The sequence below is a fragment of the Bradyrhizobium liaoningense genome (assembly GCF_018130955.1).
GTDB classification, from domain to species: Bacteria; Pseudomonadota; Alphaproteobacteria; order Rhizobiales; family Xanthobacteraceae; genus Bradyrhizobium; species Bradyrhizobium liaoningense_C.
Map to the genome: position 1 here is coordinate 29,888 of NZ_JAFCJM010000013.1, position 16,173 is coordinate 46,060.

The following is a 16,173-nucleotide window of genomic DNA, read 5'->3' on the forward strand; positions in this document are numbered from 1 at the left end:
CGGTGAGGAAGGGGCGATACCTCGTCTATGCGATCCGGCGGCTGGCGCAGTTCGTGCTCGTGGTCTTCATCGGCGTTAACCTCGCCTATGTCATCACCCATGCCACCCCGATCGATCCGGTCGAGCAGTCGATCTCGGCGGTCACCTCCTTTGGCAACACCGCGCCGGCTGCGATCGAAGAGATGCGCCGTTCGCTGCGCGAGCTCTATGGCCTGTCCGGCTCGCCTGTCGAGCAATATTTGGTGTTCTGGAAGCGGATCCTGCGCGCCGATTTCGGTCCCTCGCTGTCGGCATTTCCGACCCCGGTCTCGGCCCTTGTCGCCCGCGCGCTGCCCTGGACTGCCGGTCTGCTCACGGTCTCGACCATCATCGCCTGGGGGCTTGGAACGCTGCTCGGCGGTCTTGCCGGCTACGACCGGACCAACCGCGGGCTGAAGCTGATGGGCGTGGTCGCGATGGGGCTGCACCCGATTCCCTACTACATCCTGGCACTGCTGCTGTTGATCGTGTTCGGCTTCCTCTGGCCGGTGCTTCCGATATCGGGCGGCTCGGCGATGAACCTGCCGCAAGGGCTGAGCGTCGATTTCGTCCTCAGTGTCGCGCTGCACGCCATCCTGCCCGCGCTCTCGCTGATCCTGATCGGCGTGGGGAGCTGGTTTTTGGGGATGCGCGCGCTGGTGTCCAACGTCGTCACCGAGGATTACGTCGTCTATGCAGAGCTGGCGGGCGTCAGGCCCTGGCGCATCCTGTCGTCCTACGTGATGCGCAACGCGCTGGTGCCGCAGGTGACCGGGCTCGCCATCTCGCTCGGCGGCATCTTCAACGGCGCCGTGATCACCGAAAAAGTCTTCGGCTATCCGGGCCTGGGTTCGCTCCTGGTCGATGCCGTCTACGCCGGTGATTATGGGCTCGTGCTCGGCGTCACCACCGTCTCCATCCTCGGCGTTTCGATCGCGGTGCTCGCGATCGACCTTCTGTACCCGCTGCTCGATCCCAGGGTGAAGGTGCGCTGATGGCCGCAATCCTGCGCGATCTCCTGCGTCACAACGTCGAATTCCGGATCGGCGCCGTGCTGGTGGGTGCGGTGCTGCTGCTGTCGGTCCTGGCAAGCTTCTCGCCCTATCCGCCGCTGGACGTCTATGTGGTGCCGCCGGACCTGCCGCCGTCGCCGTCCCACTGGTTCGGCACCACGTCGCGCGGCCAGGACGTGTTCTGGCAACTGAGTTTTGCCCTGCGCAACACGCTGCTGTTCGGATGCACCGTGGCCCTGATCAGCCGCCTCCTGGCGCTCGCGATCGGGCTCCTCAGCGGCTACAGCGGCGGCTGGATCGACCGCGCGCTGATGTCGATCAACGACACCTTCATCGTTATTCCCCTGCTTCCGCTCCTGGTGCTGTTCTATTTCGTCATGCGCGACCGCATGTCCTGGCTGATGCTGGCGCTGATCATGGCCTGCCTCGGCTGGGCCTATGACGCGCGGCTGATCCGTTCGGTGGCCATGAGCCTGAAAAGCCGTGAATTCACCGAGACCAGCCTGTTTTCAGGCATGAGCACGCGCGAGATCCTGGTGCAGGAGCATCTGCCCTACGTGCTGCCGATCGTCTTCTCGACGACCATGAACAACATGGTCTGGTCGATCGGGCTGGAGGTGACGCTGGCGGTGCTCGGCTTCACCGACATCAACACGCCGACCATCGGCAGCATGATCTATTGGGCCAATCAGCACACCGCGATGGTAGCAGGGGTCTGGTGGTGGGTCGCCTTTCCGACGGTCGCCGTGATCATGACGTTCATCGGGCTGTTCCTGCTGGCGGTGTCGATGAATGACTACATCGATCCGCGCAGCCGCCTCCGCAGCGTCGGAGGGACGTCGTGATGCATGCCAAGACCGTGCAGACGCAGACGTCTGATCAAGCCGAGCCGATCCTGTCGGTCCGCGACCTCAAGGCCAGCTACCGGACCAGCCGTTTCGGGATCGAACGCGACGTCCAGGCGGTCGACGGCGTCGGTTTCACGGTGCGCCGCGGCGAGATTTACGGACTCGCCGGCGAATCCTCTTCCGGCAAGACCACGCTGATCAAGGTGATCGCCGGCGCGGTCAAACCGCCGCTGGAAGTTGTCGGCGGCAGCGTCGATTTTGCATTTCTGCCGGGCTATGGCGGGCTGCATCGCGCGCCCCCGGCGGAGGTGGCGCGGATTCGGTGGCGGCATCTCGCCTACGTCATGCAGGGCTCGATGAGCGTGCTCAATCCGGTGCGCCGGATCCGCGCGTCCTTTGACGACTTCGCCTATCCGCATGTCGGAGGAAGCCGGGCGCAGTTCGAACAGCAGGTGGTCGCGCATCTGGCGCGGGTCAGGCTCGCCCCGTCGGTGCTGGCGGCCTATCCGCACGAACTCTCCGGCGGGATGCGCCAGCGCGCCACGCTCGCGCTTGCCACCATCTGCCGCCCCGATTTCATCATTGCCGACGAACCCACGACCGCGCTCGACGTCGTCGTCCAGAAGGAGGTGCTCGGCATGATTACCGGCCTTCAGCGCGAAATCGGCGCGTCGGTCCTGTTCGTGACCCACGACATGGGCGTCCACGCCCACGTCGCCGATCGCCTCGGCATCATGTATGCCGGCCGTCTCATCGAGGAGGCCGCGATCGCAGAGATCTTCCGCAATCCGCTGCACCCTTACACCAGGCACCTCATTTCGAGCCTGCCGCGAATCGGCGATGATCGGCCCCGGCAGGGATTGGAGGGTGCGCCTCCCAATCTCGCCGACCCGCCTGCGGGATGTCGATTTCATCCGCGCTGTCCGCTGGCGATGGAGGTTTGCAGCCGCGAGGTCCCCGCCATGATCGAGGCCGCGCCGGCGCATCGTGTGGCGTGCTTTGCGGTCAACCGGAGCGATCGGGCATGAGCGACGTCTTGCTCGATGTGTCAGAGGTCGGCAAGACCTTCGTTCGAGGAGGATTGCTGTCGGGCCGGCGCATTGCGGCCGTCAGGGACGTGAGTTTCCGGCTCGACGCGCGGCGGCCGGAGATTTTGGCGATCATCGGCGAAACCGGCAGCGGCAAGACGACGCTTGCCCGGATGATCCTGAATATCGAGACGCCGACCAGCGGCAGGCTGCTGTTTGACGGCACCGACCTTGCATCGATCCGAACCGGTGCGCGCCGGCTGGCGTTCATGCACGACGTGCAGCCGATCTTCCAAAATCCGTTCGAAGCCTTCAATCCGCTGAAGCGGCTCGAGCGCTATCTGTTCATGACGCAGCGCCGGTTCATGGCGTTGTCGGCACGGGTCGCGCCCGAGGCGGCCGTCGACGAGGCGCTGCGCAAGGTCGGACTTTCGCTGAAGGAGGTCAGGCATCGCTATCCGCACGAATTGTCCGGCGGACAGCTCCAGCGGGTCGCGATTGCCCGTGCGCTGCTGTCCAACCCCAGGCTGATCGTGGCCGACGAGCCGGTGTCCATGATCGATGCGTCGCTCCGTATCTCCATCGTCAATCTGTTCAAGTCGCTGCGCGACGACCTCGGCATCTCCATTATCTATGTGACGCACGATCTGGCTACCGCCTATTATGTCGCCGACCGCATCATGATTATGCAGGATGGGGCCGTTGTCGAAAGCGGCGATGCCAAAACGATTTTGACTGCACCGCAGCAACCTTATTCCCGCCAGTTGCGCGACGCCGTGCTATTGCCCGATGTCGCGTACGGCGTCTTGTCCGATTGATCTGTCCCACCAGCCCGAGGGCGTCAGAGAGAAGCGCATGAGAAAAGCCAACGTTCTGATGGACCGCGATTTCGCCATCGGCCACACCGACCCTCGACTGTTCGGCGCGTTCGTCGAGCATCTCGGGCGCTGCGTGTATGGCGGCATCTACGAGCCCGGCCATCCCACTGCGGACGAAAAGGGGTTTCGAAAGGATGTGCTGGCGCTGGTGAAGGAGCTCGGCCCGACCATCATCCGCTACCCCGGCGGCAATTTCGTCTCCGGCTATAATTGGGAGGATGGCGTCGGACCGGTGGAGAAGCGCCCGGCGCGGCTCGATCTCGCATGGTTCAGCACCGAGCCCAACAGTTTTGGCACCAACGAGTTCATGGACTGGTGCAAGGCCGCCGCGGTCGAGCCGATGCTCGCGGTCAACCTCGGTACGCGGGGCGGCGACGCCGCGCGCAACCTGGTGGAGTATTGCAACCATCCGGGCGGATCCGCCTGGTCGGACCTGCGGCGCGCGCACGGCTGGGAGCAGCCGCATGGCGTCAAGTTCTGGTGCCTGGGCAACGAGATGGATGGCCCCTGGCAGATGGAATACAAGAGCGCAGACGCTTACGGCGCAATCGCGCGCGAGGCCGCCAAGATGATGCGCTGGATCGATCCGACCGTCGAGCTTGCGGCCTGCGGTTCGTCGGGGCGCAACATGCCGACGTTCGGCCAGTGGGAAGACACGGTCATCGAACATACCTTCGATCATGCAGAGTACATTTCGCTCCACACCTATCTCAACAACTACAAGCAGGACACGCCATCCTTCCTCGCCAGCCCCGATCTGATGGACCGCTTCATCGACGAAGTCGTCGCCATTGCGGATGCGGTGGCCGCGAAGCGGCGCTCCCATAAGCGCATGATGCTGAGCTTCGATGAATGGAATGTCTGGTATCGAACCCGGCGCAACCGGGCCGACCGCGTCTGGGAGGGCTGGCCGGTGGCGCCGTCGATCCTGGAGGAGATCTACACCATGGAAGACGCGCTCGCCTTCGGCGGCGCCTGCATTTCCCTGCTCAATCACGCCGATCGGGTGAGAACAGCCTGCCTCGCGCAGCTCGTCAACGCGATCGCGCCGATCATGACGGAGACGGGCGGAGCCGCATGGCGCCAGACCATCTTCTTCCCGTTCGCCCAGATGAGCCGCCTCGGCCGCGGCAAGGTTCTGCGCACACAGGTCGAGTCGGATACTTACGATTCGTCCTATTACGATCCGCGCGGCGAGCAGCAATCGATGTTTCCGATTCCCGATGTGGCGTATCTCAAGATCGCGGCGGTCGCAGGAGAGGCCGGCGGTCTGTCGCTCTTCATGCTCAACCGCGACCTGGCGCAGGAGATGGAGGTGAACCTCGAGGCGCGGAGTTTTGGCCGGCTCACCGTCGGCGAAGCGCTTGAATTATGCCACGACGATCTCAAGGCCACAAACACGAAGGACGCGCCGGAGCGGGTGAAGCCGGCCCCGTTGCAGGGCGCACGCGTCGACGGCGGTAGGCTGCGGGTGACGCTGAAGCCGGCGTCGTGGAACGTGATCCATCTGTCGGCGGGCTGACGAGAGCCGCGCGCAGGATCAGCTCGAACCGTCCCGTGCGGGCCCTGAGCCGAGAACCTGGCGTATCAAGCGTGCCATCTCTGCCGGCCGATAGGGCTTGTTGAGCAAGGTCACGCCGGGTTCGAGGCAGCCGTCCTGCGTCATGGCGCCTTCCGCATAGCCGGACATATAGAGGACGGGCATGCCCGGTCGCCGTTGCGTAACGGCGTCGGCGAGTTCGCGCCCGTTGATGCCGCCGGGCATGACGACGTCCGTGAACAGCAGGTCGAATGCCACGCCCTGGTTCACCAGGGCCAGCGCTTCGGGACCGTTAGCGGCGCTGATCGTGCGATAGCCGAGGCCTTCGAGCTGCGTCACCACGTAGCTGCGCACCAGCGCGTCATCCTCCACGACCAAAATGGTCTCGTTGCCGCGCTGCGGCCCGCCGGCGGGGGTCGTGCTCGGAAGGGCCGCGCCCTGCACGCCGCGCGGCAGATACAGGTTGATCGTCGTTCCCTGGCCTTCCTCGCTGTCGATCCTGATGTGACCGCCGGACTGCTTGACGAAGCCGTAGACCATGCTCAATCCCAGCCCGGTGCCTTTGCCGAGCTCCTTGGTCGTGAAGAACGGCTCGAACACCTTGTCACGGATCTCAGCCGGGATGCCCGATCCGGTGTCGGTCACGGTCACCTTGATGTAGTCGCCGACAATTCCCTCGTCCCCAGTCTCGGAATCACAGGGATCAAAGCTCACATTGGCGGTGCCGAATGTGATCTTGCCGCCGGCCGGCATCGCATCCCGTGCGTTGACGGCGAGATTGATCAGGGCGGTCGAGAGTTGACTCGGGTCGATCAGCGCACGCCAGCAGTCTCGTTGCAGCGTCGAGCCGATCTCGACCTGTTCGCCCAGCGTCGGCCGCAATAGCTTGGCCGTGTCGGCGATCAGGTTGTTGATGTCGGTCACGCGCGGTTGCAGCGGCTGCTTGCGGGCGAACGCCAGGAGCTGCCTGGTCAGATCGGCGCCGCGGGTCGCCGCCTCGTCGATCATGCGGCCGATGGCCGCGAGCTCGGGCTGGTCGGCAAGACCCTCGATCAGGATCTCGATGGTTCCGGTGATCACGGTCAGCAGGTTGTTGAAGTCATGGGCAACGCCGCCGGTCAACTGGCCGATCGAATCCATCTTCTGCGCCTGGCGCAATTGCTGCTCGAGGCGCAGGCGATGGGTGATGTCGCGTCCGATGACGATGACGAGTTCCTGGCCGCCCATCGACACGCGGGCCGCCGACACCTCCGCTTCGAGGCCGCTGCCGTTGGCGCCGGGCAGGCGCAAATGTAGCAACCCGGTCGGACCGGGGGCGAGCAGGCTGTCGACATCGACCGATCCCGCAGCAACGGATCGGAACGAATGTCCGACGATGTCCTCCCGGGGGCGGCCGAGCATGACTGACGCAGTGCGGTTTGCCTCGATCACCTGGCCGTTCTGATCGAGCACCAGGATGGCGTCATGGGCCTGCTCCATCAGCAATCTCGATTTCTCTTCCGCCTGCTTTCGCGCGGTGAGATCGAGAACGAAGGAGAGGTTCTGATCCGAGGCAGCCGCCAGCGACGCCGAGCCGATCAACACGGGAACCCGACTGCCGTCCCTTCGCAAGACCTCCTTCTCGCGAGGTGGAGCTTGTCCCAGTGCGCGAAGTTGATCGACCCGCAGCAGGTCGTGCGCGTGGTATTCAGGCGGCGACAAATCCTTCCAAGTGACGGACCCCGAAATCAATTCCTGCAGCGTGTAGCCGGACATGCTCAGGAAAGCGTCATTGGCGTAGCTGATCTTGCCGTCCGCATTCCAGAACAGGATTCCGATGATGTTGGAGTCGACGAGCCGCCGGATGCGAGCCTCGCGCTCCTGGAGATCGCGATAGAGCAGGGTGTTTTCGAGCGAGATCGCAGCCTGCGCCGCGAGCAGCTCCAGCACGGCGACCCGATCCGGCGTGAAGGCGTGTGTGGCCAGTGTATTCTCGAAATGGAGCAACCCGATCAGCTTGGCCTGCTTCATCAGTGGCAGACAGAGGATCGACCGGGGATGCCGACGATGGACGTAGTCCTCGTCGCACAGGGGACTCGGCCGTGATGCGTCGTCGAGGATGAGGGTCTTTTGCGTGCGAATGACGTAGCGCAGCAATGCTTCGGGGCAATCAGGGCCGGAGACCGGCGCCTGGCGCATCGCAACGGTGAACTCGTCGCCGCTCGACTGTCCCTCCGCTTCGATGCGGAAGTCGTCGTGTCGCGGCAGGATCAGCAGGCCGCGATCCGCGCCGGCGTTCTGCAGTGCGATCTTCATCAAGGTCTCGATGAGCCTCGGCAGCTCGATCTCGCTCGATACGGCCTGCGACGCCTTGACCACTGCGGTGACGTCCATGTGCTGGACCGATCCGCTTGCCCTGCCGGCCGTGACCCCGTCTTCCGCCACATGCAGCCGCGGATGAAGCTGCTCGAGCTGCCTCACCTTGGCGTCGGCGCCCCAGCGAAGATAGCCGTAGCGGGCATCGCGCAGATAGGCGTAGGCGATCTTCTCGAATCCGCGCGTTGCGTAGAAGCGGCCGGCAAGTTCGTTGGCGATCGCTTCGTTCTGGACAAAACCGCTTGCGCGTGCCGCGCCGATGGCGCGGTCGTAAAGACGCATGGCGTCGAGCTCGCGGCCTTCGATGCGCGCGATCTCCGCGCCGATCAGCGCGGCACGGTCGCCAAAATCTTCCGGACAGATGTCTGCCCACTCTTGAAGCTGGCGGCCATGGGCTGCCAAGGCCGCGAGATGTGAGGTGCGCTCTGCGGTGGAGGCCGCATCAGTGCGCGCGGCCACGGCCAGCGCGGCATAGAAATGGAACGCCACCCGATCGAACAGTGCCTTGGAGGTCGAGAGATATTGCTCCGCCTGCGCTGCGGCCGCGATGGCGGCGGGATCGTCAGCGAGGACACGGGCCTGGAGCTTGCGGATCCAGTACCAGTAGGCTGCATGCTGCAGATGCGGCTCAGCTTCCAGACGGCGCTCGAACTGCCCCTCGTTGAATTCGGCGTCGTCGAAGCTGCCGAATCTGGACGTCAGTCCGCGCAAGGTCCGGATGAGCTGGAGTTGCCCGACGATCCTGTCGACAGCGAGACCGACATGCGCCCGGCGCGCATAGTCGATTCCGGCCTTCGCCTCGCGCTCCACCTCGGCGAGCGGATCGCCGCAGGCGAGCAGATGTGTCACCAAGTGATGATAGGTAAAGCTGGCGTAGTTGAAATCGCCGACCTGCTGTGCCGCATCGAAGGCCTTCCGCAACAAGGGCCGGCCGGCACGGATATGTTGCGTCCAGCTCCCGTAGCCCAGATAGACGCGGGCCTTGAAGCGGTCGGAATCGAGCCGTTCGACCAGGTCGAGGCCGAGCTGGGCGAAACGAAATCCGGCGCCGTAGTCGCCGAAATCCGGCCCGAGCACGGTGCCGAGCAGAATGTAGGCGAGGCACGATGCATCGGAGTTGCCGTACTCCATGCTCAGATTGGCCATGCGCGCGATGATGAGGCGGCGCAGATTTTCTTCGATGTACCAGGCGGGCGACACCAGCACGGTGAGAACGTCCATGGTCCCCGACGCGACCGGATCGGCCATCCGCGGCAGGTCCAGCAGTGCTTCGATCGGGCGCTCGCCGATCTGCCGCCACATCCGCTCATATTCCTGCGCGACTTCTTCGGAGGTCGGTCGTGCTGACCAATCGATGCCGACGCGACGCAGATAATCGAGCGCGATTTCGACGTCGCGGTCGTTCGGCTCCATTTGGAGCCGGGTGACGGCGGCCAGATCTGGGAGGGTGGCGGCATGGCCCGCCAGTTCGGCAAGGTGCATTCTTGCCGCCACCTGATCGCCGGTCAGGAATTCGCACTCGGCGCGGTTCAGCGCCAGCGCGAAGCTCAGCGCATGGTGCCGCTCCCAACGATCCTCCGCCAGCATGGCTTCGCCTGCGCGGAAATGGGCCAGTGCCATCGCGAAGGCCGTCGCGGCCTTGGCGCGCCGGCCCGCCAGCAGGTTCAGCTCGGCCACCTGCTCGCGCTCCGTCGTCGTGGTGATCAAGGCGGCGCCGCGGTTGAGCTGGCTCACGATGTCGAAGACGTTCTCCTCGATAGCTTCCGGCGTCGCGCGCGCCGCAAGCAGTCGGCCGATCCGCAAATGGGCGGCACCCCGTTCGCCCTCGGGGATCAGCGCGTAGGCCGCTTCCTGGAAGCGGTCGTGGACGAACCGATAGGCGCCCGCCTGAGGCTCGACCAGTTCCTGGCGAACCGCCGGCCACAGGGCCGAGTGGACCTGTTTCTCGGAGCTCCCCAGCACGATCGCCAACATCGCGGTCTCGGCGATGTTTCCGAGACAGGACATCTGCCGGAGCGCGGTCTGCGTCGTGGCCGGCAGCCGGGTGAGTTTCCCCAGCATGAGGTCGACGACGTTCTCGGTGTAGCGCTTGGCGTTGATCCGATCGAGGTCCCAGGACCAGCGCGCTGCGTCGTGGTCGAAGGTGAGCAATCCTTCGTCGACAAGCGAGAACATGAACTGAATGGCAAAGAACGGATTGCCACCGGTCTTATCGAGCACGAGCTGGGCGAGCAGCGCGACGCGTTCCGGGTCACAACGCAACGCCTCCGCGAGCAACTGTCCGAGATGCTCGCGGTCGAGTGGCGCGAGCGTGATCTCCGTGACCGTTCTGCCCGAGGCCTTGACGGCGTCGAGCATGCGCATCAGCGGATGGGCGACATCCACCTCGTTGTCTCGGTAGGCGCCGATCAGCAACAGGTGCTTGGGATCCGACCGGGTCAGGAGGTCCTCGAGCAGAGCGAGCGTCGCCGCATCGAGCCATTGAAGGTCGTCCAGAAAGAGCACCAGCGGATGTTCGGGGCGGGCAAAAACGCCGATGAACCGTTCGAATGCATGCTGAAAGCGGCTCTGTGCAAGCTGCGGCGAGAGCTCAGGGATCGGCGCCTGTTCGCCGATGATGAGCTTCAGCTCGGGGATCAGGTCGACGATCAACTGCCCGTTTGGGCCGAGCGCCTCCAGGAAATCGTGGCGCCATCCTCCGAGCTCGGTATCGCTCTTGGCGAGAAGCGGTGAAATAAGGCTCTGGAAGGCCTGTGCGAGCGTCGCATAGGGGACGTCGCGCTTGTGCTGATCGAACTTGCCCGACGCGAACAGCCCGCGCAACGGCACCAGCACCTTGTGCAGTTCGTTGACGACCGAGGATTTGCCGATGCCGGAGTAGCCCGAAACCAGCACAAGCTCGGCTGCGCCGCGTGTGACGATACCGCCGAATGAATTGAGCAGGCTTTCGACCTCGCGCGCCCTGCCGTACAGCTTCTCGGGGATCAGCAACCGGTCCGGCGTGTCGTGTTCGCCAAGCGGGAAATCGTCGATGCGGCCGTGATGCTCCCACTCGGCCAGACAGTGTCGCAGATCCCGCTCGGCGCCCGCCGCGGTCTGATAACGCTCCTCGGCCATCTTCGCGAGCAGCTTCATGATGACCTGGGACACCGCGGCCGGGACATTCTCCAGCCGGTCGGCCGGCGGTGCCGGCTTCCTGGCGACATGACAATGCACCCACTCCATCGGATCGGACGCGGCGAATGGAAGCGTGCCGGTGACCATCTGGTAGAGCGTCACGCCGAGCGAGTAGAGGTCGCTTCGCGAATCGATCGAACGGTTCATGCGTCCGGTCTGCTCGGGTGCCATGTAGGCAAGGGTGCCGGCAATCGACTCCGGCGGCGCGGGGGATTGCCGTTCGCGCGGACGGCGCGAGGCAAAGCCGAAGCCCGTGAGTCGCACCTTTCCGGTGCTCCGGTTCACCAGGATGTTCGCTGGCTTGACGTCCTTGTGCACGAGGCCGCGCTGATGGACTTTGCCCAGCGTTGCCGCGATTTCGATCGCGAGGCGCAGAAAAGCTGCCATCTCCATCGGTGCGCCAAGCAGCCAGGTGAGCGGCTCGCCGCCGAGATCCTCGAGCACGAGTATCGTCCGTGCCCGATCCTGCACCAGCTCCAGCGGCTTCGCCGCCCAGGCGCCGTCCAGCTCGTCCCTCAGCTCATATTCGCGCGTAAGGCGATCGAGGCTCTGCGGTGTGGGATGCTCGGTAGCCGAAAGCACGGCCAGCACGACGTCGCGCTTGCCGTCGGCACCTTCACGGCCGGCCCGGCACAGCAGAATACCTTCGTCGTCGGACAAGACCTGCGGACCGTAGGCCCAACCTGCGCCCATAAACGATGAAAGGTTCATCCGGACAAACCATACCGCCGCCTGACTCCGATCTTGAGCCGAAAGTGGCTCGCCAGACCGGCCCGCCGAACTTGACGAGAGAGGCAGGACGCGCGTGGGATGCGCGACACTACGGGCCCCCAGCCCTCACGTCCTTATTCCAGCGCCGTGCTTAGCTCAGCCGGGCGCGTTCGCAACGTATCATCAAAAACGCACGAGTCCCTTATCCACGCTTATAGGAACTCGGCCGATATTCGTCAACCTGCTGCATTTGCGAAGGTTTTAGCGGAGCGTTTGCCGGCCCATGTCCCGTCACGCGTGAGGCGAAAGCCTACTTTCGGCAACTTGGCCGCGAAAGTCGAAAGCGCGGGGAGTTTGTGCCCCGACAAAGAGCTTGCGAAGCGATGGAGCGATTGTGTTTCCACAACAGGAACAACTCCGATGCCGATCGAGGCCGACGATTTGGTGGACGAGGTGATGAGGATCCGCCCGACGACGATCCGTGTATTCCTCGATTTCAGGATGAATTGCGTCGGCTGTCCGATTGCCTGCTTCCACACGGTCAGTGATTCCTGCATCGAGCACGGCGTCGATCGCAACGAGTTTCTCACGGCGTTGCGAGAGGCCGAGAGCGCGCTCTAGGTCAGCATTCACGACACGAACGTCACGCAAGAGGAAACAAGGTTCGCACAAATTGATGCTGGTCAAGATGCGCGGCGACGAGTGATCAAGAGTTGGGCAACAAGATCAAACACCAGGGATGAGACCATGACAGCGCCCGCACCGGTTGATCTTGAGATTGCGGCCGAGGTGCCGGTGTTCAGCGGGCTCAAGCCGCAAGAGCTGGCGGTATTGCTCGCGGAAGCCAGCGTGTTCAACCTCCGTCCGGGCCATGCGCTATTCCGTCAGGGCGAGCCCGCTGAGGCTTTCTTCGTGATCCTGGACGGCTGGATCAAGCTTTACCGTATCACGCCCGCCGGCGACGAGGCGGTTCTCAACGTGCTGACAAGGGGCGAGAGTTTCGCAGAAGCCGTCACCTTCACGTCGGGCCGCTATCCTGCGACCGCCTGCGCCGTGACGCCGGCAAGGGTCATGCTGATTCCGGCAAACCACGTCATGAACTGCGTCCGCGAGATGCCCGACGTCGCCATCGCGATGATCGCGTCGACCTCGCAGCATCTGCATCGGATGGTGCAGCAGATCGAGCAGTTGATGGCGCAGAGCGCCACCCAGAGGGTCGCCGAGTTCCTGGCGTCGCTTGCCCCCACCGCGAGGGGGCCGTGCACGATCACGCTGCCTTACGACAAATCGTTGATCGCGGGCAGGCTCGGCCTCAAGCCCGAATCCCTGTCGCGGGTGTTTGCAAAACTGCGCTCGGTTGGCGTCGACGTCCGCGCCTCCACGGTGGTCGTGCGGGACATGGGATTGCTGTGCCGGCTCGTCGCCTGCGACCGGACCAAGCCACGCTGTCCCATCAAGCCGAAGCTCATGTGCCGCGAGCCGCCTCCGGCGCGCACAGCGCGGCAAGAGGCCAAATCAGTGACGGCCTGAGCATGCTCCTGAGCGTCGGCAAGATGCTTTCGCGCCAGGCGGTGGCGCCATACTTCCGATCCACGATCTCGCCGTCGGCAACGACCATCCACAGCGGCACCCCGTCGCTCCGCTTGAGATGAGGCCGATAGAGCCGCAGGTCTTCGGGCCAGTTGTCGTCGTTCATCACGTCGGCAAGGCGGGGCGATTTCACCTCGCGGTACCGGATGCGTGAAAAAGCCGGCGATGCGAGAAAGCTGGCGCCGTCTCCCTTTTGCCAGGCGCGGCAGGGCGCGCAATCCTCGGCACCGACGTAGAGCAGCATGAGATCCGGCTGGCGCGCTTGTGGTGCGGCATGGATGCCCCATGCGGCGATTGCGATCGCGGCGACCGCGATCGCTGCACCGAGTCGGCGATGACCGCCGGCGTATCGGTTCGGCTGCTCCATGCCGGCGATTATTTCTGTTTCCGGATATCCCATCCTTAACCGCGGTCAAGGATGCCGGCCGCGAAGCGCGCAATTCTATCCGCCGTTTCACCGAGGGAGTCTGCCCATGCCACCCGTTGAGATGAATGCGCCGAAACAGGCTCGTGCCGAGCGCGTGCCGGCGATGCAGCGGATCCTCGACAATCCGTTCCTGCTCCTGTTCCTCGGCATCACGCTGCCGACCGTCCTCTACATCATCTGGGGCGTGATGGAAGTCGCCTCGATCCCGCTGGCCAAATGAGATTCGCGCGGCGCGCGCCATAGCGCGGGCCGCGTCCAACATGGGGAACATCGAACATGGCTGCCACACCTCCCGAACAACGGATCTGGTGGAACGAACCCATCGAGCGGGTCGAGCTGATCTGGATCTTCATAGCCTTCCTGTGGGGGCTGTTCATGTTCGGATTCATGATCGCCTGGCACTTCATCGGCCAGCAGAATTTGAGCAAGGAGGCCTACCGGATCGCGCCGTCCACCTATGAGCAGAAGGTCGAGGACTTCGCCAAGAAATTCCAGGTGCGCGAGGAGCAGGGCATACCGGTGGTGAAGCCAAAGCCGGGAAGCGACGTCTATCTGCTCGCGCGGCTGTGGCAGTGGTGGCCGATCCTCGAGCTCGAGAAGGGCCAAAGCTATCGGATCCATTTGTCGTCGCTGGACTGGCAGCACGGCTTCTCGCTGCAGCCGACCAACATCAACATCCAGGTTCATCCCGGTTACGAGCACGTCCTGTCGCTGACGCCGACCGAGAGCGGCGCATTCGGCATCGTGTGCAACGAATTCTGCGGAATCGGGCACCACACCATGACCGGCAAGATCTACGTCACGGACAAGAAGCAGGCCGAGGCCGACCAGCGTCTCGCGGAGCAGAGGTAGCAACATGACCGCCGAAACCGTCGTCGGAGCCGTCGGCCGCGAGGCCGAATTCCGCACCTGCCAATACACCGGGTTGAAGGTCGATACTGCGGCACAAGCGTTGATCAAGGCGAACGCCGTCGCTGCCGTCATTTTCCTCGCGATCGGAGGCCTGATGGGACTGCTGGTTGCGCTGACGCGCTGGCCCGCGGTTCACCTGCTGCCGGCCGACTGGTTCTATCTGGTGCTGACCGGGCACGGTGCCAACGTGCTGCTGTTCTGGATCATCTTCTTCGAGATGGCGGTGCTCTATTTCGCCTCGGCGGTGCTGCTGAATTGCCGCCTGGCGGCGCCGAAACTGGCCTGGCTCGGCTTCGTCCTGATGGTGGTCGGCGCGATCGCGACCAATGTCGCCGTGCTGCAGGGCGATTCCAGCGTGATGTTCACGTCCTATCCGCCGATGCAGGCCAAGCCGCATTTCTATCTCGGCATCATCCTGTTTGCGGTCGGCGCCCTGATCGGCTGCTGCATCTTCTTTGCGACGCTGGTGATCGCGAAGGAGGAGGGCACCTATGAGGGCTCGATCCCGCTGGTGACGTTCGGTGCGTTGACTGCGGCGATCATCGCCGTCTTCACCATCGCCTCCGGTGCGATCATCCTGATACCGACCTGGCTGTGGTCGCTCGGCCTGATCTCGGACATCGATCCCTTGATGTACAAGGTCGTGTGGTGGGCGATGGGCCACTCCTCGCAGCAGATCAACGTCTCGGCGCATGTGTCGCTGTGGTATCTGATCGGGGCGCTCCTGGTCGGGGCCAAGCCGCTGAGCGAAAAGGTCAGCCGCACCGCCTTCTTCATGTACATCCTGTTCCTGCAACTCGCCTCGGCGCACCATCTGCTCGCCGAGCCCGGCATGGATGCGAGCTGGAAGATCGTCAACACCAGCTACATGATGTACCTGGCGGTGATGGGATCGATGATCCACGGCCTCACCGTGCCGGGGTCGATCGAGGCCGCACAGCGGCGCAACGGTTTCAACCGCGGCGTCTTCGAGTGGCTGCGCAAGGCGCCCTGGGGGCATCCGGCGTTCGCCGGCATGTTCCTGTCGCTGATCTTCTTCGGCTTCATCGGCGGCATCTCCGGTGTCGTGCTCGGCACCGAACAGCTCAACGTGCTCATGCACAACACCATCTACGTGCCCGGCCACTTCCACGGCACGGTGGTTGCCGGCACTACGCTTGCCTTCATGGGCGCGACCTATCTCGTGCTGCCGCTGATCTTCGAGCGCGAGATCATCTGGCCGAAGGTCGCAAAGCTCCAGCCCTATCTGTTCGGTATCGGTGCCGCCGGGATCTCGCTGTTCATGATGGGCGCCGGCACGCTCGGCGTGGCGCGGCGGCACTGGGACATGACCTTCAGCGACGCCAATCTTCCGTTCGCCCATTCGGCAGGCGCCTTCCTGATGATGGGGTTGAACGGCATCTTCGCCATCATCGCGGCGATCGGCGGCATCATGTTCGTGCTCGTCGTGGTCGGCACCGTGCTGTTCGGCGAAAGGATCAAGGGCGGCCACAAGCTCACCTTCCCGCTGCATTCGGGCGGCGGCGCGGTGGCGTCCCACTACGGCAGCGAGGGTACGATCAAGCTGCCCGGCACGATCATTCTGGTCGCGATCTTCTTCGTCTGCTTCGTCCTCTACTACTTCATCAACTGGAAATATCTCTCGGAGCTTTGGCTGTTCCGGTGATGGCTTTGGT

The 16,173-nt window shown here is 64.0% G+C and carries 12 protein-coding genes; 10 read left to right on the forward strand and 2 right to left on the reverse strand.

Annotated elements, in window-relative coordinates; all coding sequences use genetic code 11:
• Nucleotides 1-2 precede the first annotated feature (2 nt).
• The 5 genes from JQ632_RS13315 to JQ632_RS13335 are packed head-to-tail and all read left to right on the forward strand — an operon-like array spanning nucleotide 3 to nucleotide 5,307.
• Nucleotides 3-1,013 carry an ABC transporter permease gene (locus JQ632_RS13315; RefSeq protein WP_212402786.1) on the forward strand — a complete coding sequence of 337 codons (1,011 nt, stop codon included), beginning with the start codon at nucleotides 3-5 and terminating at the stop codon, nucleotides 1,011-1,013.
• Complete coding sequence (locus JQ632_RS13320; RefSeq protein WP_212402787.1) at nucleotides 1,013-1,876, forward strand: ABC transporter permease; 864 nt, start codon at nucleotides 1,013-1,015, stop codon at nucleotides 1,874-1,876. The genes JQ632_RS13315 and JQ632_RS13320 overlap by 1 nt, the downstream gene beginning before the upstream one ends.
• Nucleotides 1,876-2,907 carry an ABC transporter ATP-binding protein gene (locus JQ632_RS13325; protein WP_212402908.1) on the forward strand — a complete coding sequence of 344 codons (1,032 nt, stop codon included), beginning with the start codon at nucleotides 1,876-1,878 and terminating at the stop codon, nucleotides 2,905-2,907. The genes JQ632_RS13320 and JQ632_RS13325 overlap by 1 nt, the downstream gene beginning before the upstream one ends.
• Entirely contained in the window at nucleotides 2,904-3,725 is an 822-nt protein-coding gene (locus tag JQ632_RS13330; protein ID WP_212402788.1) for an ABC transporter ATP-binding protein, read from the forward strand. Before JQ632_RS13325 ends, JQ632_RS13330 begins: the two co-directional genes overlap by 4 nt.
• A 37-nt stretch (nucleotides 3,726-3,762) precedes the next feature.
• Nucleotides 3,763-5,307, forward strand: a complete 1,545-nt coding sequence (locus JQ632_RS13335) for an alpha-N-arabinofuranosidase (protein WP_212402789.1) — start codon at nucleotides 3,763-3,765, stop codon at nucleotides 5,305-5,307.
• Between the two features lie 18 nt (nucleotides 5,308-5,325).
• Here the strand turns inward: JQ632_RS13335 and JQ632_RS13340 are convergent, their stop codons facing one another.
• Nucleotides 5,326-11,568: an AAA family ATPase gene (locus JQ632_RS13340; protein ID WP_212402790.1), complete on the reverse strand. Its 6,243-nt coding sequence runs from the start codon at nucleotides 11,566-11,568 to the stop codon at nucleotides 5,326-5,328.
• A gap of 420 nt (nucleotides 11,569-11,988) precedes the next feature.
• On the opposite strand from JQ632_RS13340, the gene JQ632_RS13345 reads away from it, so the two are divergent.
• Together JQ632_RS13345 and JQ632_RS13350 are read left to right on the forward strand one after the other, a co-directional pair.
• On the forward strand, nucleotides 11,989-12,189 hold the full coding sequence (locus tag JQ632_RS13345; protein WP_212402791.1) for a DUF1858 domain-containing protein: 201 nt from the start codon (nucleotides 11,989-11,991) through the stop codon (nucleotides 12,187-12,189).
• Between the two features lie 126 nt (nucleotides 12,190-12,315).
• Complete coding sequence (locus JQ632_RS13350) at nucleotides 12,316-13,098, forward strand: Crp/Fnr family transcriptional regulator (RefSeq protein ID WP_212402792.1); 783 nt, start codon at nucleotides 12,316-12,318, stop codon at nucleotides 13,096-13,098.
• On the opposite strand, the gene JQ632_RS13355 is transcribed toward JQ632_RS13350, so the two are convergent.
• Nucleotides 13,034-13,402 carry a hypothetical protein gene (locus JQ632_RS13355; RefSeq protein ID WP_212402793.1) on the reverse strand — a complete coding sequence of 123 codons (369 nt, stop codon included), beginning with the start codon at nucleotides 13,400-13,402 and terminating at the stop codon, nucleotides 13,034-13,036. The two genes, JQ632_RS13350 and JQ632_RS13355, sit on opposite strands and share 65 nt — an antisense overlap.
• Before the next feature lie 229 nt (nucleotides 13,403-13,631).
• Here JQ632_RS13355 and JQ632_RS13360 point away from each other — a divergent pair, with 229 nt between their 5' ends.
• The 3 genes from JQ632_RS13360 to JQ632_RS13370 are packed head-to-tail and all read left to right on the forward strand — an operon-like array spanning nucleotide 13,632 to nucleotide 16,163.
• On the forward strand, nucleotides 13,632-13,805 hold the full coding sequence (locus JQ632_RS13360) for a hypothetical protein (RefSeq protein WP_212402794.1): 174 nt from the start codon (nucleotides 13,632-13,634) through the stop codon (nucleotides 13,803-13,805).
• 56 nt (nucleotides 13,806-13,861) lie between these two features.
• The gene (locus JQ632_RS13365) at nucleotides 13,862-14,437 is read left to right on the forward strand and encodes a hypothetical protein (protein WP_212402795.1); all 576 of its coding nucleotides are present in this window, start codon (nucleotides 13,862-13,864) and stop codon (nucleotides 14,435-14,437) included.
• Nucleotides 14,438-14,441: 4 nt separating this feature from the next.
• A complete protein-coding gene (locus JQ632_RS13370; protein ID WP_212402796.1) occupies nucleotides 14,442-16,163 on the forward strand; it encodes a cbb3-type cytochrome c oxidase subunit I in 1,722 nt (573 codons plus the stop codon).
• The last annotated feature ends 10 nt before the right edge of the window (nucleotides 16,164-16,173 follow it).

Coding starts and splice junctions, on each gene's coding strand:
- JQ632_RS13320 (WP_212402787.1), top strand. CDS start 1,013: ATGGCCGCAATCCTGCGCGATCTCCTGCGTCACAACGTCGAATTCCGG.
- JQ632_RS13325 (WP_212402908.1), top strand. CDS start 1,876: ATGCATGCCAAGACCGTGCAGACGCAGACGTCTGATCAAGCCGAGCCG.
- JQ632_RS13330 (WP_212402788.1), top strand. CDS start 2,904: ATGAGCGACGTCTTGCTCGATGTGTCAGAGGTCGGCAAGACCTTCGTT.
- JQ632_RS13335 (WP_212402789.1), top strand. CDS start 3,763: ATGAGAAAAGCCAACGTTCTGATGGACCGCGATTTCGCCATCGGCCAC.
- JQ632_RS13340 (WP_212402790.1), bottom strand. CDS start 11,568: ATGAACCTTTCATCGTTTATGGGCGCAGGTTGGGCCTACGGTCCGCAG.
- JQ632_RS13345 (WP_212402791.1), top strand. CDS start 11,989: ATGCCGATCGAGGCCGACGATTTGGTGGACGAGGTGATGAGGATCCGC.
- JQ632_RS13350 (WP_212402792.1), top strand. CDS start 12,316: ATGACAGCGCCCGCACCGGTTGATCTTGAGATTGCGGCCGAGGTGCCG.
- JQ632_RS13355 (WP_212402793.1), bottom strand. CDS start 13,402: ATGCTGCTCTACGTCGGTGCCGAGGATTGCGCGCCCTGCCGCGCCTGG.
- JQ632_RS13360 (WP_212402794.1), top strand. CDS start 13,632: ATGCCACCCGTTGAGATGAATGCGCCGAAACAGGCTCGTGCCGAGCGC.
- JQ632_RS13365 (WP_212402795.1), top strand. CDS start 13,862: ATGGCTGCCACACCTCCCGAACAACGGATCTGGTGGAACGAACCCATC.
- JQ632_RS13370 (WP_212402796.1), top strand. CDS start 14,442: ATGACCGCCGAAACCGTCGTCGGAGCCGTCGGCCGCGAGGCCGAATTC.